This window comes from Cupriavidus sp. 22TCCZM01-5 (genome assembly GCF_057798915.1).
In genome coordinates, this window is record NZ_JBYOJR010000005.1 from 43,971 (window position 1) to 65,455 (window position 21,485).

General features: G+C 66.2%; 19 protein-coding genes and 1 riboswitch. Of the genes, 10 read left to right on the forward strand and 9 right to left on the reverse strand.

Going from position 1 to position 21,485, the window contains the following annotated elements; translation table 11 throughout:
- Nucleotides 1-27: 27 nt before the first annotated feature.
- Both AC3FNH_RS06550 and AC3FNH_RS06555 read right to left on the reverse strand, forming a co-directional pair.
- The gene (locus AC3FNH_RS06550) at nucleotides 28-1,491 is read right to left on the reverse strand and encodes an N-acyl-D-amino-acid deacylase family protein (protein ID WP_488719447.1); all 1,464 of its coding nucleotides are present in this window, start codon (nucleotides 1,489-1,491) and stop codon (nucleotides 28-30) included.
- 4 nt (nucleotides 1,492-1,495) lie between these two features.
- On the reverse strand, nucleotides 1,496-2,416 hold the full coding sequence (locus tag AC3FNH_RS06555; protein WP_488719448.1) for a MurR/RpiR family transcriptional regulator: 921 nt from the start codon (nucleotides 2,414-2,416) through the stop codon (nucleotides 1,496-1,498).
- 187 nt (nucleotides 2,417-2,603) lie between these two features.
- Here AC3FNH_RS06555 and AC3FNH_RS06560 point away from each other — a divergent pair, with 187 nt between their 5' ends.
- From AC3FNH_RS06560 to AC3FNH_RS06570, 3 genes are read left to right on the forward strand one after another with little or no spacing between them, the layout of a single operon-like run.
- Nucleotides 2,604-3,872, forward strand: coding sequence for an amino acid deaminase (locus AC3FNH_RS06560; protein WP_488719449.1), 1,269 nt, complete (start codon nucleotides 2,604-2,606; stop codon nucleotides 3,870-3,872).
- Nucleotides 3,873-3,884: 12 nt separating this feature from the next.
- Nucleotides 3,885-4,820 (forward strand): sugar kinase, encoded by a 936-nt coding sequence (locus tag AC3FNH_RS06565; RefSeq protein ID WP_488719450.1) that lies wholly within the window; start codon nucleotides 3,885-3,887, stop codon nucleotides 4,818-4,820.
- A 49-nt stretch (nucleotides 4,821-4,869) separates the two neighbouring features.
- Nucleotides 4,870-5,511, forward strand: a complete 642-nt coding sequence (locus AC3FNH_RS06570; RefSeq protein WP_488719451.1) for a bifunctional 4-hydroxy-2-oxoglutarate aldolase/2-dehydro-3-deoxy-phosphogluconate aldolase — start codon at nucleotides 4,870-4,872, stop codon at nucleotides 5,509-5,511.
- A gap of 103 nt (nucleotides 5,512-5,614) precedes the next feature.
- Here the strand turns inward: AC3FNH_RS06570 and AC3FNH_RS06575 are convergent, their stop codons facing one another.
- The 3 genes from AC3FNH_RS06575 to AC3FNH_RS06585 form a co-directional block, all read right to left on the reverse strand.
- Nucleotides 5,615-5,746 carry an entericidin A/B family lipoprotein gene (locus tag AC3FNH_RS06575; protein WP_041680161.1) on the reverse strand — a complete coding sequence of 44 codons (132 nt, stop codon included), beginning with the start codon at nucleotides 5,744-5,746 and terminating at the stop codon, nucleotides 5,615-5,617.
- 147 nt (nucleotides 5,747-5,893) lie between these two features.
- Nucleotides 5,894-7,216 (reverse strand): EAL domain-containing protein, encoded by a 1,323-nt coding sequence (locus tag AC3FNH_RS06580; RefSeq protein ID WP_488719452.1) that lies wholly within the window; start codon nucleotides 7,214-7,216, stop codon nucleotides 5,894-5,896.
- Nucleotides 7,217-7,498: 282 nt separating this feature from the next.
- Nucleotides 7,499-8,812, reverse strand: coding sequence for a hemolysin family protein (locus AC3FNH_RS06585; protein WP_276101327.1), 1,314 nt, complete (start codon nucleotides 8,810-8,812; stop codon nucleotides 7,499-7,501).
- A gap of 634 nt (nucleotides 8,813-9,446) precedes the next feature.
- Between AC3FNH_RS06585 and AC3FNH_RS06590 the strand changes: the two genes are divergently transcribed.
- Nucleotides 9,447-10,328, forward strand: coding sequence for a helix-turn-helix domain-containing protein (locus AC3FNH_RS06590; RefSeq protein WP_276101328.1), 882 nt, complete (start codon nucleotides 9,447-9,449; stop codon nucleotides 10,326-10,328).
- Here the strand turns inward: AC3FNH_RS06590 and AC3FNH_RS06595 are convergent.
- Nucleotides 10,316-10,807, reverse strand: coding sequence for an acyloxyacyl hydrolase (locus AC3FNH_RS06595; RefSeq protein WP_488719453.1), 492 nt, complete (start codon nucleotides 10,805-10,807; stop codon nucleotides 10,316-10,318). The genes AC3FNH_RS06590 and AC3FNH_RS06595 overlap by 13 nt on opposite strands.
- Before the next feature lie 349 nt (nucleotides 10,808-11,156).
- Nucleotides 11,157-11,319, forward strand: a riboswitch (FMN riboswitch).
- Nucleotides 11,320-11,495: 176 nt separating this feature from the next.
- Here AC3FNH_RS06595 and ribB point away from each other — a divergent pair.
- Both ribB and AC3FNH_RS06605 read left to right on the forward strand, forming a co-directional pair.
- Entirely contained in the window at nucleotides 11,496-12,167 is a 672-nt protein-coding gene (gene ribB / locus AC3FNH_RS06600; protein ID WP_276101330.1) for a 3,4-dihydroxy-2-butanone-4-phosphate synthase, read from the forward strand.
- A gap of 93 nt (nucleotides 12,168-12,260) precedes the next feature.
- Entirely contained in the window at nucleotides 12,261-12,815 is a 555-nt protein-coding gene (locus AC3FNH_RS06605; RefSeq protein WP_488719454.1) for a surface-adhesin E family protein, read from the forward strand.
- Nucleotides 12,816-12,824: 9 nt separating this feature from the next.
- Here AC3FNH_RS06605 and AC3FNH_RS06610 read toward each other — a convergent pair whose 3' ends face one another.
- Nucleotides 12,825-13,235 carry an RT0821/Lpp0805 family surface protein gene (locus tag AC3FNH_RS06610; RefSeq protein WP_276101332.1) on the reverse strand — a complete coding sequence of 137 codons (411 nt, stop codon included), beginning with the start codon at nucleotides 13,233-13,235 and terminating at the stop codon, nucleotides 12,825-12,827.
- Nucleotides 13,236-13,473: 238 nt separating this feature from the next.
- Here AC3FNH_RS06610 and AC3FNH_RS06615 point away from each other — a divergent pair, with 238 nt between their 5' ends.
- From AC3FNH_RS06615 to mdoH, 3 genes are all read left to right on the forward strand, one after another.
- On the forward strand, nucleotides 13,474-13,848 hold the full coding sequence (locus AC3FNH_RS06615) for a hypothetical protein (RefSeq protein ID WP_276101333.1): 375 nt from the start codon (nucleotides 13,474-13,476) through the stop codon (nucleotides 13,846-13,848).
- Between the two features lie 362 nt (nucleotides 13,849-14,210).
- Complete coding sequence (locus AC3FNH_RS06620; RefSeq protein WP_488719455.1) at nucleotides 14,211-15,812, forward strand: glucan biosynthesis protein G; 1,602 nt, start codon at nucleotides 14,211-14,213, stop codon at nucleotides 15,810-15,812.
- Nucleotides 15,785-18,370 carry a glucans biosynthesis glucosyltransferase MdoH gene (gene mdoH / locus AC3FNH_RS06625; RefSeq protein WP_276101335.1) on the forward strand — a complete coding sequence of 862 codons (2,586 nt, stop codon included), beginning with the start codon at nucleotides 15,785-15,787 and terminating at the stop codon, nucleotides 18,368-18,370. Before AC3FNH_RS06620 ends, mdoH begins: the two co-directional genes overlap by 28 nt.
- Nucleotides 18,371-18,420: 50 nt before the next feature.
- Here the strand turns inward: mdoH and AC3FNH_RS06630 are convergent, their stop codons facing one another.
- Nucleotides 18,421-19,008 (reverse strand): hypothetical protein, encoded by a 588-nt coding sequence (locus AC3FNH_RS06630; RefSeq protein WP_276101336.1) that lies wholly within the window; start codon nucleotides 19,006-19,008, stop codon nucleotides 18,421-18,423.
- A 396-nt stretch (nucleotides 19,009-19,404) separates the two neighbouring features.
- On the opposite strand from AC3FNH_RS06630, the gene AC3FNH_RS06635 reads away from it, so the two are divergent.
- Nucleotides 19,405-20,613 carry a Bcr/CflA family multidrug efflux MFS transporter gene (locus tag AC3FNH_RS06635; protein ID WP_488719603.1) on the forward strand — a complete coding sequence of 403 codons (1,209 nt, stop codon included), beginning with the start codon at nucleotides 19,405-19,407 and terminating at the stop codon, nucleotides 20,611-20,613.
- A gap of 3 nt (nucleotides 20,614-20,616) precedes the next feature.
- Here AC3FNH_RS06635 and AC3FNH_RS06640 read toward each other — a convergent pair whose 3' ends face one another.
- Entirely contained in the window at nucleotides 20,617-21,444 is an 828-nt protein-coding gene (locus tag AC3FNH_RS06640; RefSeq protein WP_488719456.1) for a mechanosensitive ion channel family protein, read from the reverse strand.
- Nucleotides 21,445-21,485 lie beyond the last annotated feature (41 nt).

A 21,485-nucleotide genomic window follows, 5' to 3' on the forward strand; every position in this document is an offset into this window, starting at 1 on the left:
GAAATCGGGTGAAACAAAGAGGGGAAGTCAGGCCACGGGGCGGGTGCCGCGCGGCAGGAACCGGCCGGCGCGCACGCCGGTGGGCTGGCGCTGCTGCCAGGACAGCTCGCCGTTGACCCAGACCGCAGCAATGCCTTCGGCCGGTTGCATCGGATCGGTAAAGCTGGCCGCGTCGCGGATGGTGTTGGCGTCGAACAGCACCAGGTCGGCGCAATAGCCTTCACGCACGAAGCCGCGGCCGGCCAGGCCGAAGCGCTCGGCCGACATGCCGGTCATCTTGTTGACGGCGACGGCGAGCGGGAACAGCTCGCGATCGCGCGCATAGTGGCCGAGCACGCGCGGAAACGCGCCCCACAGGCGCGGATGCGGCAGCGGATCGTTGGGCAGGCCGTCCGAACCCACTACGGTGGCCGGGTGGCTCAGGATGCGGTCGACGTCGGCGTCTTCCATGCAGTGGTAGACGGCCCCGGCCGGCATCAGGCGGCGCGCGGCCTCATGCAGGTCGACCTGCCATTCAGCCGCGATCTCGGCCAGCAGGCGGCCGCCCATCTCGGGCGCGCCTTCGGACCAGGTCACCATGATGTCGAAGTCGCCGGTGACCTGCTTGAGGTCCAGCGTCGACGAACTGGCGGTGTAGGGATAGCAGTCGCAGCCGACAGGCTGCCAGCGCTGCGCGCCATCGAGCGCATCGAGCACTTCGGTGCTGCGGCCCCAGTTGGGCACGCCGGCGCATTTCAGGTGCGAGATCACCACGGGCACGCGCGCGTGGCGGCCAATGCGGAACGCTTCGTCCATCGCGTCGAGGATCTCGGCGAACTCGCTGCGCAGGTGCGTGGCGTAGAGCGCCCCGGCATTGGCGAGCAGCTCGGCCAGGGCCAGTACTTCTTCAGTCGGGGCGCAAAAAGCGTTGGCATAGGCGAGGCCGGTTGAGAGCCCCAGCGCGCCATGCTGCAGCGCCTCTTCGAGTTGCGCGCGCATGGCGGCGATCTCCTCCGGCGTGGCGGCGCGGTCCAGGCGGTCCATCTGGTTGCTGCGCAGCGCGGTATGGCCGACCAGTGCCGCGACGTTGACGGCCGGCTGCGCGGCGTCGACGGCTTCCACATACGAGCGGAAGTCCGGGTAGCGGAAGGCTTCGGCATGCCCGAGCAGGTTCATCGGGTCGGGCGGGTCGCCCGACAGCGTGACGGGCGCCGCGCTGATGCCGCAGTTGCCGACGATCACGGTAGTGACGCCTTGCGAGAGCTTGGGCTTCATTTCAGGTTGGCGGACCACGTTGGTGTCGTCGTGCGTATGCACGTCGATGAAGCCAGGCGACAACACCAGGCCGTGGCCTTCCACCACGTGGGCGGCGGAGTCGGGATCGATGGCGCCGGCTTCGTCGATGCGCGCAATCAGGCCATCGCGCAGCGCCACGTCGGCCATGCGGGCCGCGGCGCCCGAGCCGTCGAGCAGCGTCACGCAGCGGATCAGGGTATCGAACAGGTGTGGCATAGGTTCAGTCTCCCAGCGGCTGGCGGCCGTCCGGGCCGGCGCCGTCGTCGTGCCCGTTCTCGCCGCCGGGGCCGCGGTGGGCGTCGAGCACGTATTTCAGGCGGCGCAGCCGTTCCTTGCTCTGGTCCTGCTGCAGCAGCGCGCACTGCGTGGCCAGCACGTCCAGCACCAGCAGCATGGCGTAGCGCGAGGCCGACGGCTTGAAGATGAAGTCGGTCTCGAGCGTGCGCACGGGCAGCAGCACGTCGGCGCGCGCGGCCAGCGGCGACCCGAGCGCGGTCACGGCCACGAGCGTGGCGCCGTATTCGCGCGCGATATCGCAGCTCGCCAGCATCTCCGGCACGCTGCCGCTCGCCGAAAACGCGAGCACCACGTCGTCGCGGCTGAGCGTTGCCGCCACCATCTTCTGCAGCAGCGCGTCCTGGTAGCTGGCCACGGGCTGGCCCAGCCGCGCCAGGCGGTGGCGCGCCTCGTCAGCCATGAAGGACGAGCCGCCGCCCATGCCAAAAGCGTAGACCATGCGTGCGCCCAGCAACAGGCGCGCGGCCTGCTCGACACGGTCGGCATCGATCAGCTTGCGGTTGACTTCGAGCGCGGCGAGCACGTCGGCATGGATGCGGTCGGCCAGCGTCGCCGGGGTGTCGGCAGGCGCCGGCATGCCGTCCGGCTGCAGGAAGCGCATGCCCACCGCGGTGGCCTGCGCCAGCCGCAGCTTCAGGTCGCGCACATCGCGGCAGCCGATGGCCTTGGCAAAGCGCGTCACGCTGGCTTCGCTCACGCCGGCCTTGCGCGCCAGTTCGTTGATGCTGGCGGCCGCCGCGCCGGCAAGGTCTTCCAGAACGACTTGCGCCACCTTCTGCTCGGCCAGGCGCAGCGCGGGGCCGCGCTCGGCGATGCGGGTCAGGATATCGAAGGGCGCGGTCATGGCTCGTGAAGGTCCTGGGCTGGCGAAGGGCTATAACTGGTAGTGCCAACCCGGTTGCGAGGCGGCGGCACTGACTCCAGTCAAGCCGCCAGTCCGGGAACGGCGTGTTACTTTATAACAAGGATGAAATATCGTAATTTCGGGGATATCATTACGTCAATCAGATTTTTTCAGGGTGATGACAGGCATGCGTGAAACAAAGTATCAGGCCGGTGTGATCGATCCGCTCAACAAGGCACTGGGCAGGCTGGAAGCCCCGCTTGCCCCCGAAGACGCCGGCCAGACCGGCTGGAGCCTGCTGCAGGAGGAGCTCAGCCTGCCAGCCGCGGTGCTTTACGAGGAGCGCCTGTCTCACAACCTGGAATGGATGCGCCGCTTCATGCGTGAGTACGGCGTGCAGCTTGCGCCGCATGGCAAGACGACCATGGCGCCCAAGCTGTTTGCGCGCCAGCTTGGCGCGGGCGCCTGGGGCATTACGCTGGCGACCGCGCACCAGACTGCCGCGGCCTACGCCCACGGGGTGCGCCGTGTGCTGATGGCCAACCAGCTGGTGGGCCGCCGCAATATGGAAATCATTGCCGACCTGCTGCGCGATCCTGGCTTCGAGTTCTTCTCGCTGGTCGATTCCGCGGACCTGGTGGACCAGCTCGGCGCGTATTTCCGCGAGCGCGGCCAGACGCTGCAGGTGCTGCTGGAGCTGGGTGTGGAGGGCGGACGCACCGGCGTGCGCGACGCCGTGCAGCAGGCAGATGTGCTGGCGGCGCTGGCGCGCTGGCCGGACGCGCTGTCGCTGGCGGGCGTGGAGATCTATGAAGGGGTATTGAAGGAAGAGGCCGATATCCGCCGTTTCCTGCAACGCACCGTGGCGGTCACCCGCGAGATCGCGCAGCAGGGCCGCTTTGGCCGCAGCCCGGTGATCATGTCGGGTGCCGGCTCGGCCTGGTACGACGTGGTGGCGGAGGAATTTGCCCGCACCGATATCGGCACGCCGATCGAGGTGGTGCTGCGCCCCGGCTGCTACCTGACGCATGATGTGGGCATCTACAAGGCCGCGCAGGAGCGCATCCTGGCGAGCAACCCGGTGGCACAGAAGATGCGCGAAGGCTTGCTGCCCGCGCTGCAACTGTGGGCGTATGTGCAATCCGTGCCCGAGCCCGACCGGGCCATCATCGGCATGGGCAAGCGCGACGCGGCGTTCGACGCCGGCATGCCGATTCCGGCGGTGATCTACCGCCCGGGCAGCGCCGCGCCGGTGGCGGTGCCCGCGCACTGGGAAGTCACGGGCATGATGGACCAGCATGCATACCTGCAGATCCACGCGGGTGACGATATACGGGTCGGCGACATGATCGCCTTCGACATCTCGCACCCGTGCCTGACCTTCGACAAGTGGCGGCATATTCCCGTACTGAACGGCGACATGCGCGTCATCGACATTGTCCAGACTTTCTTCTGAGACGAGCACGCCATGAGCATCGATATCCTGGCCTATGGCGAGCCGCTGGTGGAGTTCAACCAGCAGCCCGACGACCCGAGCCGCTACCTGCAGGGATTTGGCGGCGACACTTCGAACTTCTGCATCGCGGCCGCGCGGCAGGGCGCCACCACGGGCTATATCAGCGCGGTGGGTGCCGACGGCTTCGGCGAACGGCTGATGGCGCTGTGGACGAGCGAGCGCGTGGACACGCGCCACGTCCGCGTCGATCCCTCAGCGCCGACCGGCGTGTACTTCGTCAGCCATGACAACCATGGCCATCGCTTCGACTACCTGCGCGAAGGCTCCGCCGCGGCCCGCTACCATCACGAGCAGCTGCCGCTGGCCGCGATCGCGCAGGCCAGGTTCCTGCACCTGTCGGGCATCAGCCTGGCGATCAGCACAAGCGCCTGCGATGCTGGCCTGGCCGCTATGGAGCATGCGCGCAAGGCCGGCGTGAAGGTGTCGCTCGATACCAATCTGCGGCTGCGCCTGTGGTCGCTGGCGCGGGCGCGCGGCATCATGCGCGAGGCGTTCTCGCTCACGGATGTATGCCTGCCCAGCTGGGATGACATCACCGTGCTGACCGGACTCGATGACCGCGACGCGATCGCCGACTACCTGCTTGGCTGCGGCGTTGGCCTGGTAGCGCTCAAGCTCGGCGAAGAGGGCGCCTACGTGGCCACGGCCGAGTCGCGCACGCTAGTGCCGCCGTTTGCCGTCACGCCTGTCGATGCCACGGGTGCTGGCGACTGCTTCGGTGGCAGCTTCATCGCGCGGCTTGCCGCGGGCGCCGATCCGTTCGAGGCCGCGCGCTATGCGAACGTGGCCGCGGCGCTGTCCACCACCGGGTATGGCGCGGTGGCGCCGATACCTTCCGCGGAGACCGTGCTCGCCAGGCTGGCGCAGTCGGTGTCCGTGATTGCCTGATCGATTGATTTCCCGATCCAACTTCTAGTCCGCAACGATCCAGACTGCCATGCAAGTTCAAACTTCCCCGCTGCTCGCGCGACTGGCCAATGTGCCGGTCATTCCTGTCCTGGAGTTCGGTTCCGTCGACGAGGCCCTGCATGTCAGCGAAGCGCTGGTGGCCGGCGGCCTGCCGCTGCTGGAAATCACGCTGCGTACGCCGGTGGCGATGGACGCGATGCGCGCCGTGGCCGCGAAGGTTCCGGGCGCGTGCGTGGGCGCCGGCACGGTGCTGACCGTCGAGCAGCTCCACGCCGTGCGCGATGCTGGCGCTCAGTTTGCCGTATCGCCGGGCCTGACGCCCGCGCTGGCGGCAGGTGCGCGGGATGCCGGCATCCCGCTGCTGCCGGGCGTGGCCACGGCCAGCGAGGCCATGGCCGCGCTGGAGGCCGGCTTCACTTTCCTGAAGTTCTTCCCGGCCCAGGCCGCGGGGGGCGTGCCGATGCTCAAGTCACTGTACGGGCCGCTGTCGCAGTTGCGTTTCTGCCCGACCGGCGGGATTGACGCCGCGCTGGCGCCGACCTACCTTGCCTTGCCGAACGTGGTGTGCGTAGGCGGTTCCTGGGTCGTGCCCAAGGACGCCGTCGCCGCCGGCGACTGGGGCCGCATCCGCAAGCTTGCGCAAGAGGCTGCGGCACTGCGGCGGGGCTGAGCCACCGGACGCTGTCGCGCATATGGCATGAACGGAAAAACGGCACGCATTGCGTGCCGTTTTTCCTTGGGGGCGCCGAGCCTCTGCAAGAGGGGCTTGCCGCTTACTTGTGGCGGTCTGCCGCGCCTTCCAGTTTCTGGCCGCCGCGCTGGATATCCTGGCCAAGTCCGGCCATGGTATTGCAGCCAGCCAGCAGGGTCGCGAACAGTACGCACCAGATCCAACCTTTCTTCACGCCGGGCTCCTTACAGGTCATGGACATTTTCTCCAGATTTTACCGCCAGTGCCGATTGGCATCACATTTTCATATGTCGCAATTTGTAAATCGGACGAGCCTGCACACCCGGGCCGCGCCGCAACGGGCGTATTGGCTACGGGCGTATTAGGCGGCCGGCCCGAGCAGTTCCCTGGCGCGCTGCTGGATTGCCCAATGGGTCTGGGCAAGCCAGGCTGCCGGAAATGGCTGGGCGAGCAGATAGCCCTGGACGCTGTGGCAGCCCCAGCCGTGCACCTGCTCCAGCTGCTTGCGTGTTTCCACGCCCCTGGCACAGACGACGGCGCCTGCCTTGCGTGCCACGGCGCAGGCCGCTTGCAAGCCGGCAGCCGCATTGGCGGGTTGGTGGGCGTGGCCGAGACTGCGCACGTCCAGCGTGACACGGTCGGGCCGCAGCCAGTCAAATGTCTCCAGGCATTCTTGCCGGCTGTCGAAATCGCTGACCGAAAGCTGCAGGCCGCGCCGGCGCAACGCTTCGAACCTGGCGAGCAGTTCTGCGTCGTCCGGCAGGTTGGTGCAGGGCACCTCGATGCAAAGCCGCTGTGGCGCGATGGCTCCGGCATCGAGGGTACGCGCGAGCGCGTCGACCATATCCAGTTGATGCAGTTGGGCGCTCGATGCCTGAAGGGTGAACTGCAGCGGACCGATATCGGCTGCCGCGCGCGCCAGCGGCGCCAGGCTCCCGAGCAGCCAGTTGCCCACCGGTCCCATCAGTCCGAGGTTTTCCAGCGCCGGCAGGAAGTCCTGCGGCGCAACCCTGCCCAGGGCGGGATGGCGCCAGCGCAGCCGCACGGAGTAGCCGCTGATCCGCGCGCCGTCGAAATCGGCCGTCGGCTGGAGGTGCAGGCTGAGTTCGCCACGCTCCAGGGCGTGCGGCAAGGCCGCGACCATCTGGTCCGCCGCAGGCGTGCCGGCGCGCATGGCACTGCCCAGCCCGTGTCCCCCCTGGCGGCAGATGCGAAGCATGGCGTCAAACGCCTGCTGCAGGATGCGCTCGGCTGCTATGTCGGGGTGGTCCAGGGCCAGACCGATGCTGCAGGACAGGAACAGCTCAAGGCCATCGAGCGAGAAAGGGCGCGCCAGTTCATCGGCCATGCGCTGTCCCAGCCGCGCCGGGTCCTGCGTGGTGGCCGACAGTGGGGTGACAACGGCCAGGTCGGCCGGCCCCAGCCAGTACATACGGGCTTCCGGCAGTAGCCAGCGCGCCAGGCGCGCCTGTACGAGCTGGCGCAGGCGCGCCGCCCCTTTGGGCCCCACGGATTCGCAGGCGCTGGCAAAGCGGTCCAGTCTAATGACGAGAATGACCAGTTGCGTGCCGCCGGAACAGGCGCGGCAATTCGCCAGCGCAGCCACGAAGGCGGCGGGCTGGACCATGTCGTACGCATTTCCGGTACGCTGACCGGCGCTGTCGCCGGCGTCGTCTTGGTGCATGCGATCCATTTTTGCGGACCGGGCCGGCAAGTCGCCAGCCACTGTCCGCGCATCCCGTTCTGCAGTTATTCTCGAATTCTGCCACCGCGTTCACACGTTGCCGTGCAGGCATATCGCGATGGCCGGTGTGTTGCAGATTCGATCATACGGCAGGGAGGGCGCCAGGAGCGTACCGCCGGGGTCGCCAATATAGATTTGGCCGGTACCTCCCACGCCGGCCTTGACAGCCGCCCGGCCTGGTTGTTGGCCAGGGGCTGCGACGACAGAGGGAGGACGCCGGCGTCAGCCGGTGGTTTCCTCTTCGGGACCTTCGGACGGCACGACGCGCGAGGCCAGCACCTTGTCGATGCGCTTGCCGTCCATGTCCAGGATCTCGAAGCGCCAGTCTTGCCACTGGACGCTGTCCGCGGTTTGCGGCAGCCGGCCAAGCAGCAGCAGGAGCATCCCGGAGAGCGTGTGGTAGCGCTCTTTTTCTTCCTCGGGCACCTGGCGCAGGCCGATGCGGTCCTTCAATTCGGGTATGGGGATCAGGCCATCGAGCAGCCAGGAGCCGTCTTCACGCTGGATCGCCCATTCCTCGTCCACGCTGTCCGGCTTGAACTCGCCGGTGATGGCTTCGATCAGGTCCTGCAGCGTGACCAGGCCAAGAACCTCGCCGTACTCGTCGATCACGAACGCGATCTGGCCGCCGGAGCCGCGGAAGTTTTCCAGCAGTTCCATGCCCGTGACGCTCTCGGGCACGAATACCGCCGGCTGCACCACGGTCATGAGGTCGGCTTCCTCGCCGCGCAGGCGGCGGGCCAGCAACTGGCGCGCGCTGAGCACGCCGACAATGTCATGCATGCCGCCGCGCACGACCGGAAAGCGGGAGTGGTCCGACTCCTCGATGCGCTTGAGGTTTTCTTCCAGCGGGACTTCGATATCGAGATACACCACGTCGCCGCGCGGCACCATCAGAGAGGCCAGCTGACGGTCATCAAGGCGAAACACGTTGCGCACCATGGTGTGCTCGTGATGCTCGATGACGCCGGCCTCCGAGCCTTCCACCAGCAGTGCGTGGATTTCCTCCTCGGTCACTCCGGGACCGCGGTCGGTCTTTACGCCCAGTACGCGCAGGACCAGGCGCGTCGACCCGGACAGCAGCTTGACGAACGGCGTGCTGGCCACGGCAAGCCAGCCGATCGGGCGGGCCACCTGCCGTGCAATGGCCTCGGGAGCCAGCTGGCCCAGGCGCTTGGGCACCAGTTCGCCCAGCACGATCGAGAAATAGGTCAGGCCAGCCACGACAATGGCCGTAGCCACGTAGCCAGCCGTGGTCGGCGGCAGCCCGAAGCCCTGCAGCCACACGCCAAGCGGCTGTGCCAGCGTGGATTCGCCCACCACGCCGTTGAGCACGCCAATCGACGTAATGCCGATCTGCACGGTCGACAGGAACCGGGTCGGGTCTTCGCCAAGCTTGACAGCCTCGATCGCTCCCCGGTCGCCGTCCTCAATCTGGCGCTGCAGGCGCGCCTTGCGGGCGGTGACCAGCGCAATTTCGGACATGGCGAACAGACCGTTGAGCAGAATCAGCGCCAGCAGTATGGCAATTTCCATCAGGATGCGCGCCCTTTGCGCGCGGGAATCAAAAGATCAAGCATACCATTCGCGCCTGTTACACCTAGTCACGGTGTGGCGTAGGCCGCGCTTGTTCGATCTACCTCCAGGCGACAGCTGAATGGCAATGTTGCTACTACAAGATACTGGCCAAAGCTGCGTGCAGGTATCGTATAAAAGTGGACAAATTGCGAATTGTTACTGCCGGGCACAAGCCGGTCCGTTATGCTTCGCCTGACAACAATCCCCACGACAGGAAAAACAATGCTCCGAGGATTCGCCCTGCTGATTGCGAGTACGGCCCTGCTGGCCGGCTGCGTAGTGGCTCCATATGACGACGGTTATCGTGCAGAGCAAGGCGGCCCCGGCTGCCCGCCAGGCCAGGCCAAGAAGGGAAACTGCAGGGTGGATCAGTACGGCAACCAGAGCTTCTGCCCTCCAGGCCATGCCAAGAAAGGCAACTGCTGACGAGTGGTTCTTTTCCCCTCGGCTGAACGCGTGGCCGAGGGTATGCAATACAGATTCGGGGTTCCCGTTCATGAGGTTGCACCACATTGGCATCGGGGTCCATGAATCGTCCTGATTACCTGTAAAGTAATCGCCGGACGGCATGCCTCATGGTGTAATACGTCACATGGAAACCCTGACACCTGGTTCCGAGACGGCGCTTGAATTTCCCGCCCTGTTGCGATACTGGCGCGGCAGGCGCGGCTACAGCCAGCTGGCGCTGTCGCTTGCGGCCGGAGTATCGCAGCGCCACATCAGCTTTCTCGAGTCCGGCCGTTCCCGGCCCAGCCGCGAGATGGTGCTGGCGCTGGCCGAACGGCTCGGTGTGCCGCTGCGCCAGCGCAACCGCATGTTGCTGGCGGGCGGTTTTGCACCGGGCTATAGCGAGCACACTCTCGTCTCGCCGCCGTTGCAGATGGTCCAGCAGGCCATTTCGCTGATCCTTGCCAAGCAGGAGCCGTTCCCGGCGGTGGTGCTCGACCGCTTCTGGAACCTTGTCGACGCCAATCCCGCTTATCGCCGCATGCTGGATGTGTTGCTGGCCGGCCGCGCGCCCGCAGCCCTGGACGATGGCGGCGGTCGCGTCAACCTGATGCTGACCGTGTTCGATCCGCATGGCTTGTGGCCGGTGATCGAGAACGCCCGGCAGGTCGGCCGCTACCTGCTGCGGCGCGTCTGGCAGGAACTCCAGGTCCAGGCAAACGACCAGGCCGCGCGCGAAATCTTTGCGCGCATCGCGGTCTGGCATCCAGACATGGTGGGGCCGGGCGGCGCGCTGTTGCCTGACGACGAAGCGGCCGATGGTCCGCCGCCGCCGGTGCTGCCGGTGACGCTGCGCGCAGGCGCGTTCCGCGCTTCGCTGTTTTCCACGATCACCACGCTCGGCATTCCGCAGGACGTCACGCTGCAGGAAATGCGCATCGAGTGCTTCTTTCCGGCCGACGAGGCCACGCGCGCGGTGTTCGAGACGCTGGCGCAAGATTTTGCACCGCAACCTCAGAAGCGGTAGCGCAGATACACCGTGCTGAAGCCTGTGCCGGGATTGGGCTGCTTGATCCCGGCATTCGAGATGTGCTGGTAGCGGTAGCCGACCGCGAATTGCTGCTCCTTGCCGAACGCCACGCCGACGCCCGCGTATTCCGAGAATTGGAAGGCGGTGGAATAGACGTGATCGTCGGAAGTTCGGGTTTCGGTCAAAAGGCGCAGGCCAAGCGACAGTTCCAGGAACGGCACCCAGCTATAGCGCTTCCAGGCCAGCCTGGCCACCGGCGAGAAGCCGAATTCCCAGGGATTGCGGGGATTGTTATCGCTGGTGCTATGCCAGCGTGCAACGTTTACCTCCCAAAGCAGGTCGAGGAGCAGGCCCTGCGGGTTGCCCCAGGCAAAGCCGGAGTCCCACAGGAAGGCGGCTTCCACCTTCTGGACGTCGTGGCTGGTGTCGATTCCATAGCCGATCTGGACGGCGGGTACTGGCGGGGCGGCCTGCACCGGGCCACTCCCAAGGGCCGCGCCTGACAGGACCGCGACCAATGCTGCCTGTCGGATACATCGCGTCCGGGATAGCGTTCGGCGCAGGGTGGCAGGAGTGGAACAGCCAGGCCGGGCATCGGGCAGCGGTCGCATAGATAGGCTCGTTGTTGTCGGGAGACCCGGATCCGCGCCGCGCGTCCGGGGTCGGGTGGTGACGCGCATAGTCCCTTTTTCATCACACCTGAGTTAGTTGTAGTACACGGTGGAGCACCTTGCACCCCAAGAAAAACGAACAGTCGTGCTAACATCCGCCGGCCGGCACGTTTCGCGCCTTGCCTCCAAGGTTTGGCGCGGCATGCCGGCACCGTTACGTCTTCAGGGCGGGGTGCAAGTCCCCACCGGCGGTATGGCGCAGCGTACGTCCAGTGCGATGCGGCGAGCCCGCGAGCGCCTGCACATGCCGTGCAGGGTCAGCAGACCTGGTGCGAAGCCAGGGCCGACGGTCATAGTCCGGATGAAAGAAGATGGGCGGGAGCCTGCCTGGCTGCCTCGCGCGCAGGGCATGGATGGTCACGCTTGCCGCGGCAGGACGCATTTGTCCGCGCACGCACGCGTACCGTCATGTCAGGCGCCCGCCGTGCTTGCCTGCGCGCTGCCGTTGATCCTCCCCTGAAACGCCCACTGATCAGCTAGCAAGGAGCGTTTCATGCCAACCTTTTCCAACGAATCCGATTCCATCACGCTCGTAGCCGATGCCGACGAGCGCCCATTGGCCTTGCGCATTGCGCAGGCGCTGGACGCCATGCGCGAAGGGCGCCCCGTTGTGCTGCTCGACGACGACGACCGCGAGAACGAGGCCGATCTCATCCTGGCCGCCGAATGCCTCACGCCGTCGAACATGGCAATGATGATCCGCGAATGCAGCGGCATCGTTTGCCTCTGCCTGACGGCTGCCAAGGTGCGCGAGCTTGGCTTGCGCCCCATGGTGGAGAACAATCGCAGCCAATACGGAACGGCGTTCACCGTATCGATCGAGGCGCGCGAGGGCGTGACCACCGGCGTGAGCGCGGCGGATCGCATCACCACGATTCGCGCGGCGATCGCCAAGGATGCCGGGCTCGATGCCGTGGTCAGCCCGGGCCACGTGTTCCCGCTGGTAGCGGTGGACGGCGGCGTACTGGTGCGTCGCGGACATACCGAAGGCTCCGTCGAACTGGCCCGGATGGCCGGCCTGTCGCCGGCCGCAGTGCTGTGCGAGCTGATGAATCCCGACGGCACGATGGCGCGCCGTCCCGAGGCGCTGGCATTTGCCGAAATGTACCGGCTGCCGGTGCTGACCATTGCCGATCTGGTCGCCTGGCGAGAATTGCACGGCTGACATACGGTGGAGCTTGCGCTGCGCGGGTCGGCAAGCGCGGCGGCATGTGCGACAATGCGGATCGTTTTTTCCCGTCATTTCGAGGGCGATGCAATGTTTTTCCGCAGGTTTCGAAGCGCCGCCGTGCTGTTCGGCTGCGCCGTGAGCGCGGCGGCCTACGCGCAATCCGGCACTGGGTACGATAGCCGCCCAGCCGCTGCCGCAGGTCTGTACCAATGCCAGCAGCCGTCCGGAGGCACTGTTTTCCGGTCTGCGCCGGGACAGGGCTGTGTCGTCGTTGCCGCACCGGAGTCCAGCGCGCCGGACCCGCAGCGCTGGCTTCCGCTGATGGGCGCCAACGGCGTGATCTCGTACTTCGACCAGCTTGCGGTCAAGCGGGCAGGGCCGGAGGTTGGCGTGGTGGTCATGCGCAACGCGCCCGCCGGGGTGATTCGTACAACGAGCGGCGAACCGATCCGGTCCTCACTGAAGCGCATGGTGCTCGACTGCGCCTCGTCGATGGTGGCCGTGGTGGAACAGACGCTATACAGCAAACGCTTCGCGCGCGGCGAGGCGCTCTACACGATCCGCTCGCCGCAATCTTCGCGCTTCCAGCAGGCGGCTTCCGGGTCAGTGGCCTCGGAACTGATGCGCCGGCTGTGCCGCTAAGGTCAGCCTCTATTCAGCGACCTGACGTGACTTCCACTGACCGTCCTTCTGCTTGCAGAACCAGCCGCTCCAGTGCTCTTCAGCGGTGCCGCGCTTCAGGTCGGTCTTGAGACGCCGGCACGACTGGCCCCGGTCGGTCTTGCTCGTGACCGGCGTCAGCGTGCCTTCCACGGGCAAACGCTTGCCGGTGGCCGGAAACTGCCACGAAATCGACTGACCGTCCGCAGTGTCGTTCAAGGCCTTGCCGATCGACTTGGAGAGCGACGCCGCCTCATCCTTGCTCAGCTTGCCGATGATGGTGCCGGACAGGTAGTTGTCGAAGTACGCCTGCGCGGGAGCCGCGACGGCGAGCATCAGCGTGGCACCGAGTGCGCTGGCGAGGGCAACGGAGGGGAGGCGTCGGGTTTGCCGAGACAGCATGGTGGTTCCTTTTTTCTGTGCGTTGGCGCGGCTTGCCGTCGCGCGGGCCAGTGCATTGTAAGCCCAATGTTCGTGCAAATGACCCTGGCGGCGCCTCTCGCGCCGCTTGCGCGGTGGCGTGGTTGACAGCCGATTTTCGCTGGCCTAGCGTTGATTGTTGCCACTGATGCTTGCCGCGACGCCATCCGCATCGACAGGCAGCGGGCACAACGCGAAATCACCGCGAGAGGAGTCCCCCATGAAGCTGCGCCACCTTACCCTTGGCCTGGCGCTCGCCGCTGCGTTCGGCGTCGTACATGCCCAGTCCCCGGCCGCCAAGAGCGGAAAGTTCGACCCATACACGGACGGCGCCAAGGCTGGCAAGTATGACCCATACACCGACGGCGCCAAGACCGGAAAATTCGACGTCTATACCGAAGGCGCCAAGTCCGACAATGTGACGTCGCTGGCCCCCGGTGCGCGTACTGACCAACTCGAGCCGGTCCAGGGCGCCCAGCGGGTCGGCAAGTCCGACCCGTACACGGACGGTGCGAAGGCCGGCAAGTTCGATACCTATACCGACGGCGCCAAGAGCGGCAAATTCGACACCTACACGGACGGGGCGAAACAGTAGCGTTTTGGTAGCGGGCCGGACCCCTGTGCCGCGCCGCAGCTGGTGGTGCCGGCGCAGTGTGACGCAGAAGTCCGTAGCGCAGGCGCGATGCGCCTTTGCCGCGGCTGGGGTTTCATTTTGTTGCAAACCTTGCGTGATCGAAACGTGACTTCTTCATCTCGAATTGTTAAGGTTCATTGAATTTCGCACCCAAAGCGAGACCGGGCCGGCTGGCTCGTTTTTTTTCGCGCCCGGGCAGCCTTGACCGTCGTGTCGGGTCTGTCTCTTGCTTGCTTGGTGGGTCATTGAGCCGCCCCCCAGCTCGTCCGCCATTCCGGCCGCAAGAGCCGGTTGCACCGTCCACGCTTCCAATCTGGGCATTCATGTCACCAAACGCCACGCTACGCCTGTCCGAAATCTTGCCTGCACATCCTTCCGATTGCGCCCGCCGCCGCGGGGCATCGGCCAGCATGCGAGTACGGATGGCCCGGTGGCTGGGTGGCAGCGCGCTCGCCATGCTTGCCGCGGCGGCGCATGCCTTCGATTTCGATACGGTCGCGGCGCGGGCGCGCCAGCTAGCCGCCTCGCCCTACAAGGCACCGTCGCAGGACCTGCCGCGTGAACTGCGCGAACTGTCATACGAGCAGTACCGCGAGATCGCGTACAAGCCCGAGCGCTTTGCCTGGCGCAATGCGCGCCTGCCGTTCGAGCTGTCGTTCTTTCATGAGGGCATGGTCTTCGACCAGCCCGTGCGCATCCACGAGGTGGTCAGCGGCAGCGTGCGCGAGTTCCGGTTCGATCCGGCCGCGTTCAACTACGGCCCGCACAAGGTCGATGCGGCGAGCCTCAAGGGCCTGGGCTTCGCCGGGTTCCGCGTGCTGTATCCGCTCAACCAGGGCAAGCGCAAGGATGAGCTGGCTTCGTTCCTCGGCGCGAGTTACTTCCGCGCGCTGGGCAAGGACCAATGGTACGGGCTGTCCGCACGCGGACTGGCCGTGGACACTGGGCTCAATTCGGGCGAGGAGTTCCCCCGTTTCGTCGAATACTGGATCGAGCGGCCCTCGGCATCGGACAAGCAGCTGACGATCTATGCGCTAATGGATTCGCGTCGCGTGAGCGGTGCCTATCGCTTCGTCATCAAGCCCGGCGACGAGACGTCGATGGAGGTCAAGTCCCGCCTGTTCCTGCGCGAGAACGTGACCAAGCTCGGCCTGGCGCCGCTGACCAGCATGTACCTGTTCGGCGAGAACCAGCCTTCGGCGCAGTCCGACTTCCGCCCGGAAGTGCACGATTCCGACGGGCTTTCGATTCACCTCGGTACCGGGGAATGGGTCTGGCGGCCATTGGTCAATCCGAAGCGCCTCCTGGTGACGTCGTTTGCCGCTACCAATCCTCAGGGCTTCGGGCTCATGCAGCGCGACCGCAGCTTCGCCAGCTACCAGGAAATCGGCGCGTGGTATGAGCGACGGCCGAGTGGCTGGGTGGAGCCGCGCGGGAACTGGGGCTCGGGCCGGGTGGAACTGGTCCAGATTCCGACGCCCGACGAGACCAACGACAACGTCGTGGCGTACTGGGTGCCCGACAACCCGCCCAAGCCCAGGCAACCGTTCGACTACGAATACCGCCTGATGTGGCAGAAAGACGGCGAGCAGATGCCGCCGCTGTCGTGGGTCACGCAGACGCGCCTGGGGCAGGGCCTCACGCGCAAGCAGGACGACACCAGCTTTTCGCTGGTGGTGGATTTCGAAGGCCCGGCCTTCCGCAAGCTGCCGGCCGATGTGCGCATCGACCCGGTGGTGTCGGCCGATGCCAATGCCGAACTGATCAAGACGTCAGTGCAGCGCAACGACGCCACTGGCGGCTGGCGCATGACCATGGTGATGCGCCGCAAGGATGTCAACAAGCCGGTTGAGTTGCGCGGCTATCTTCGCAACGGCAATACAACCTTATCCGAGACGTGGAGCTACATCTTACCCCCAGGCTAAAGCAGCGACCGGCCCAGGCGGCGGCATGCGAGCGCTATCTCGACCGCCTGCCCGTATCCCCTGAAATGCGCACGGAACTGCTGGCCGATCCGCCTGCGCCCGGTACTGCCGACATCGCCATCGATCCGCGCGATGCCCAGGCTGCGATCGAACACCTGCAGTCCAGGCTGTCGGCGCGCGAAGCAGCCAAGGGTGAACCTCCTGCGCCAGGCGGACCGACCTACGCCTCGGTCGCGCGGCGTTTCTCGCTGGCCTACGGCAATCCGCAAGCCGCCGGCGAACCCTTGCTCAAGCGCAGGCCCGATGGCACCGTCCACGTGGACACCGGCCCCGAGCCCGAGCGCAGTTCCATGGTGCCGCGCCAGTGGCCACCGCATATCGTCACCGGCTGGCTGCGCAATACGTGGCGCCGCATGCTGGGGCGCCCCCCGGTCCCGGAAACCTGGGACACCTTGCACGATGGTCCCGATGCCGAAGGCAAGTGGCACCCCGCTGGCTCGCACCGGCGCTGGTTCCTGCTGGGGCTGGTGGTCGCGCAGACCGCGCTGGCCACATATTTCATGACCAAGGTGCTGCCATACCATGGCGCCGATCCGCTCGAGATCGCAATCCTGGTCCTGTTCGCGGTGCTGTTTTCGTGGGTATCGGCCGGCTTCTGGACCGCCATGATGGGCTTCCTGGTACTGGCGAAAGGCGGCGACCGGCACCTGATCTCGCGCTCCGCGGCGCCGGATGCGCCGCTGGCGCCCGACGCGCGCACCGCGGTCATCATGCCGATCTGCAATGAGGACGTGACCCGCGTCTTCGCCGGCCTGCGCGCGACCTACGAATCGCTCGCTCGCACGGGCCAACTTGCCAACTTCGATTTCATCGTCCTGTCCGATAGCGGCAACCCGGACTTGCGCACGGCGGAGGTCGATGCATGGATGGAAGTGTGCCGCGCCGTAGGTGGCTTCGGGCGGATCTTCTACCGCTGGCGCCGTCACCGGGTCAAGCGCAAGACCGGCAACGTGGCCGACTTTTGCCGCCGCTGGGGCAGCAAGTACCGCTATATGGTGGTGCTCGATGCGGACAGCGTCATGAGCGGCGATTGCCTTGCCACGCTGGTGCGGCTCATGGAGGCGAATCCGGGGGCGGGCATCATCCAGTCCGCGCCGCTGGCAGTGGGGCGCGAAACCCTCTACGCGCGCGTCCAGCAGTTCTCCACGCGCGTGTATGGCCCGCTGTTCACGGCGGGCCTGCATTACTGGCAACTGGGCGAGTCGCACTACTGGGGCCACAACGCGATCATCCGCGTCAAGCCCTTCATGGAACACTGTGCGCTGGCACCGCTGCCTGGCCGCGGGCCGCTGTCGGGCGAGATCCTGTCGCACGATTTTGTCGAGGCCGCGCTGATGCGCCGCGCAGGCTGGGGCGTGTGGATTGCGTACGACCTGCCGGGCTCGTACGAAGAGCTGCCGCCGAACCTGCTGGACGAGGTCAAGCGCGATCGCCGCTGGTGCCAGGGCAACCTGATGAATTTCCGGCTGTGGCTGAAGCAGGGCTTCCATGTGGTGCACCGCGCCGTGTTCCTGACCGGGATCATGGCCTACCTGTCGGCGCCGCTGTGGTTCCTGTTCCTGCTGTTGTCGACGGCGATGCTGGCCCGCCATGCGCTGGTGCCGCCCGAGTATTTCTCGCAGCCCTACCAGTTGTTCCCGACCTGGCCCGAATGGCATCCGGAAAAGGCCCTCGCGCTGTTCTCGGCCACGGCGACGCTACTGTTCCTGCCCAAGGTGGCCAGTGTGCTGCTGCTGGTGCGGCAGGCGCGCCAGTATGGCGGCTTGCCGCGCCTGGTGCTTAGCATGCTGATCGAGGTCGTGCTGTCCGCCTTGCTGGCGCCGACCCGGATGCTGTTTCACACCAAGTTCGTGGTGGCGGCCTACAGCGGCTGGGGGATTTCCTGGAAATCGCCGCCGCGCGAAGACGCCGAGACAAGCTGGGGCGAGGCGCTGCGCCGGCATGGTTCGCACACGCTGCTGGGGCTCGCCTGGGGTGCGCTGGTGTACTGGCTGAATCCGTCCTTTGTGCTGTGGCTGCTGCCCATCGTGGGTTCGCTGGCATTGTCGATCCCGCTGTCGGTGATGTTGTCGCGGGTCTCGTTCGGCCGCGCATCGCGCGAGGCCGGGCTGTTCATGATTCCCGAGGAAGTCATGCCGCCACGGGAAATCGTCGAAACGCAGCAGCATGTGGAGCAAGCGGCCGAGACGCCGGACTTCGTGGACGCCGTGGTCGATCCGGTGACCAACGCGCTGATGTGCGCAACCGCGTCGGCACGAGTCAACCAGCCGCAATCCGCGAAGGAGCGCCACGCGGCGCTGGTCCAGCACGCGCTGACGGGTGGCCCGCGCGCGCTGACGGCGTCGCAGCGGCATATCCTGCTGGGCGATCCGTTCGCGCTGTCAAGGCTGCATGAACTCGTCTGGGGATCGCCGCTGGCCGATGCGGGATGGAAGGATATCCGCCTGCTGGTCCGGCGCGCGCCGAACGTACTGCCGCTGCGTCCGCGCGTCGCCTGAAACCGGCCAGGGCGCGGTGCCGCCGTACCCTGGCGCGATTGGCCCGCACCTCAGCGCAAGGCCGAGGTGCAGATCGGTGCGTTGATGTAGACGTCGCCGACGCGGCGTTCGCCGCGGTCGTTCCGTGTCATGTAGCGGAACATCATGCTGACGCCCAGCTTGGTCAGGATTTCCACGTCGCGATTGGCGCAGATATTGCGCTGCAGCGGCGCCGCGTAATTGACCTCGAAACTGGCAAGATCAAGCATGGGCCCGCGATAGTTGGTCAGCTCGAGCTGGAACAGCACGTGTTTGCCCGGTGTCGACTGACAGCGCCGCAAGCGGGTTTCCCCATCGATCTCTATCGGCAGTGCATCGTTGAGCTGGCGGCAGGCGCGCGCCAGCACGCCGTCGGGCCGATTGGTGTTGCGCAGCAGTTCGGGCACGCCCGCGGCGCCGGTATTCTGTCCGGTCGCGGCGCCCTTGAGCATGCGGGACAGTGCGTCGGCTTCATCGAGTACGGGTGCGGGCGCGGTTGCCGAGGCGGGTGGCGGGCGTAGCGGTGTCGGTGCGCTTTGCGCCGGCCATGGCCGCAGCAGTGCAGCCGCGAGAGCGGCAGAGCCTAGCGTAGCGGTGAGCGGCGTGTGTCGTATTCTCATGCAGGATAACGTTGCCGGGGCAAACCTGTCGCCCATCTCTGCGCGGCCGCCGGTCAGTCGCGTAGACAGGGCCGACAGGCTCGCATTGTACCCTCCACCCCCATTCGCGTGAAAGCGGCGCCACACGTTAACACGCGCGCAGCCACGCGGCACGGTCGCTTGCGCGCCTGCGCCGCGCAAAATTGCCAGTCAAGCCAATACTGCCAAGATTAGGATATTTATCGAACCCGACGTTGGCGGGGGCATGGCAATGCTCCGGCGCAGTGGGCGGCAAGATGTCACAGACATCGGATCTTTGTCATTCCAGCCGGATTTGTCATGCTGTGCAACAATTCGCGGTCTGGCGGCTGGCATGCGCTGCCGCCGCCGGCCACGGACTCCCCGGAACTGACACTGATGCCTGAATCCTCCAGCAGCCGGAAGGCTGCGCGCTTTCCCGCCTGGCTGCTGATCTGCGCTTCGCTGACGGCCATTGCGCCGCTGTCGATCGACATGTACCTGCCCAGCTTTCCGGCACTGTCCACGGACCTGCACGTGGATATCGGGCAGGTGCAGTTGACGCTGGGCACGTTCCTGGTGGGGCTGGCGCTGGGGCAGGCCTTCTACGGACCGATCAGCGACCGCTTCGGGCGCAAGCCGCCGCTGTATGTCGGCCTGGGCCTGTACGCGCTGGCAGCAGCGGGCTGCGCCATGGCGCGCAGCGTCGAGTCGCTGATGCTCTGGCGCTTCCTGCAGGCGCTGGGCGGCTGTGCCGGCATGGTGATGGCCCGTGCGGTGATCCGCGACCGGCTCGAGGCCCACGAATCGGCCCGGGCCTTCTCGTCGATGATGCTGGTGATGGGGCTGGCGCCGATCCTGGCGCCGATCATCGGCGGCGCCATCCTGAGTACCCTGGGCTGGCGTGCCATCTTCTGGTTGCTGACGCTTGCGGGCGTGCTGATCCTCGCGCTGGTGCACTTCCGCATGGAAGAATCGCTGCCGCGTGAACGCGCCGCGCGCCTGCATCCCGGCGCGGTGACGGCAAGCTATACCGAACTGTTGCGTGACCGCGAGTTCCTGGGCTACTCGCTGTCAGCCGGGTTCGGGCAAGCCGGCATGTTCGCCTATATCTCGGGGTCGCCGTTCGTGCTGATCGAACTTCATGGCATCGATCCCTCTCACTATGGCTTCGTGTTCGGTGCCAATGCGCTCGGACTGATCGTCATGTCGCAACTGAATGCACGCCTGGTGCAGGGGCGCACGCTGGACCGTGTGCTCGGGCGCGCGGTGCTTGCGCCATGCGCGGCGGGCCTGGTCCTGGCGGTTGCGGCGCTGGCCGGCGTGCTGGTACTGCCCGTGCTGCTGGCCGGCTTCTTTGTCTTTATCGGTGCACTGGGTTGCATTACGCCCAATGCTTCAGCGTTGGCACTGACGCACCAGGGGCATCGTGCCGGCACGGCCTCGGCGCTGATGGGCACGCTGCAGTTTTCACTGGGCACCGTGGCCGGCGCCGCTGTCAGCCTGTGGCACGATGGCACGGCCCTGCCACTGGCCGTGGTGATGGCCGTGTGCGGCGTCGGGGCGGTGGCGTTACGCGCATGGGGTTCGGCGGCTGCGCAGGCTTGAGCGTCAGGCGGCGGCGTTCTTCACGACCACCATATGCGCCGGCATGGGCGCGGCATAGCCCGCCTGGCCAAAGCTCTCGCGGATGATGCGATTGGTGTCGAAATACACCTGCCAGTAGTGATCGTTATGGCAATACGGACGTACCGCCAGGACCGGACCGACCAGCGTGAATTCCAGTATCTCGATGTCGACGGGGGGATCGGCCAGGACATTCGGAATCGCGCCGATACGCTCCTTGAGCAGTGCGACCGCGGCGGCTGCGTCGGTACTGCCCGCAAGCTGGGCCTTCAGTTCGACGCGGCGGAACGGATTGGCGCTGAAATTCTGGATCGTGTCCGAGAAGATCTTGTTATTGCCGATCACCGTCAGGATGTTGTCCGGCGTGTCGAGCGTCGTGGCGAACAGGCCGATCTCGCGCACCGTGCCGCTGACCCCGCCGATGGTCACGAAATCTCCGACCTTGAACGGCCGCAGCACCACCAGGAAGGCGCCGGCCGCGAAGTTGGCCATCAGGCCCGACCAGGCCATGCCGATGGCCACGCCGGCCGCGGCGATCAGGGCCGCGAAGGTCGTGGTCTGGATGCCGAAGTAACCTAGGATGCCGATCACCAGGACTACGTTCAGCGCCACCGTCACGATCGAGCCGACGTAGCGCAGCAGGGTCGGGTCCACCTGCTGCTTGCCCAGCGCATTCTGGACCATGCGTACCACCACATGGATCAGCCAGCGGCCGATGATCCAGAAGGCCAGCGCGGCCAGGATCTTGACGCCGAACTCCGTGGCATAGGCCACGACCACGGTCTGGAACTTCTCCAACGTTGACGCATCCATCGGCATTCCCCAGGTCTGTTGGCCGGCCTGGTCTGTTGCCC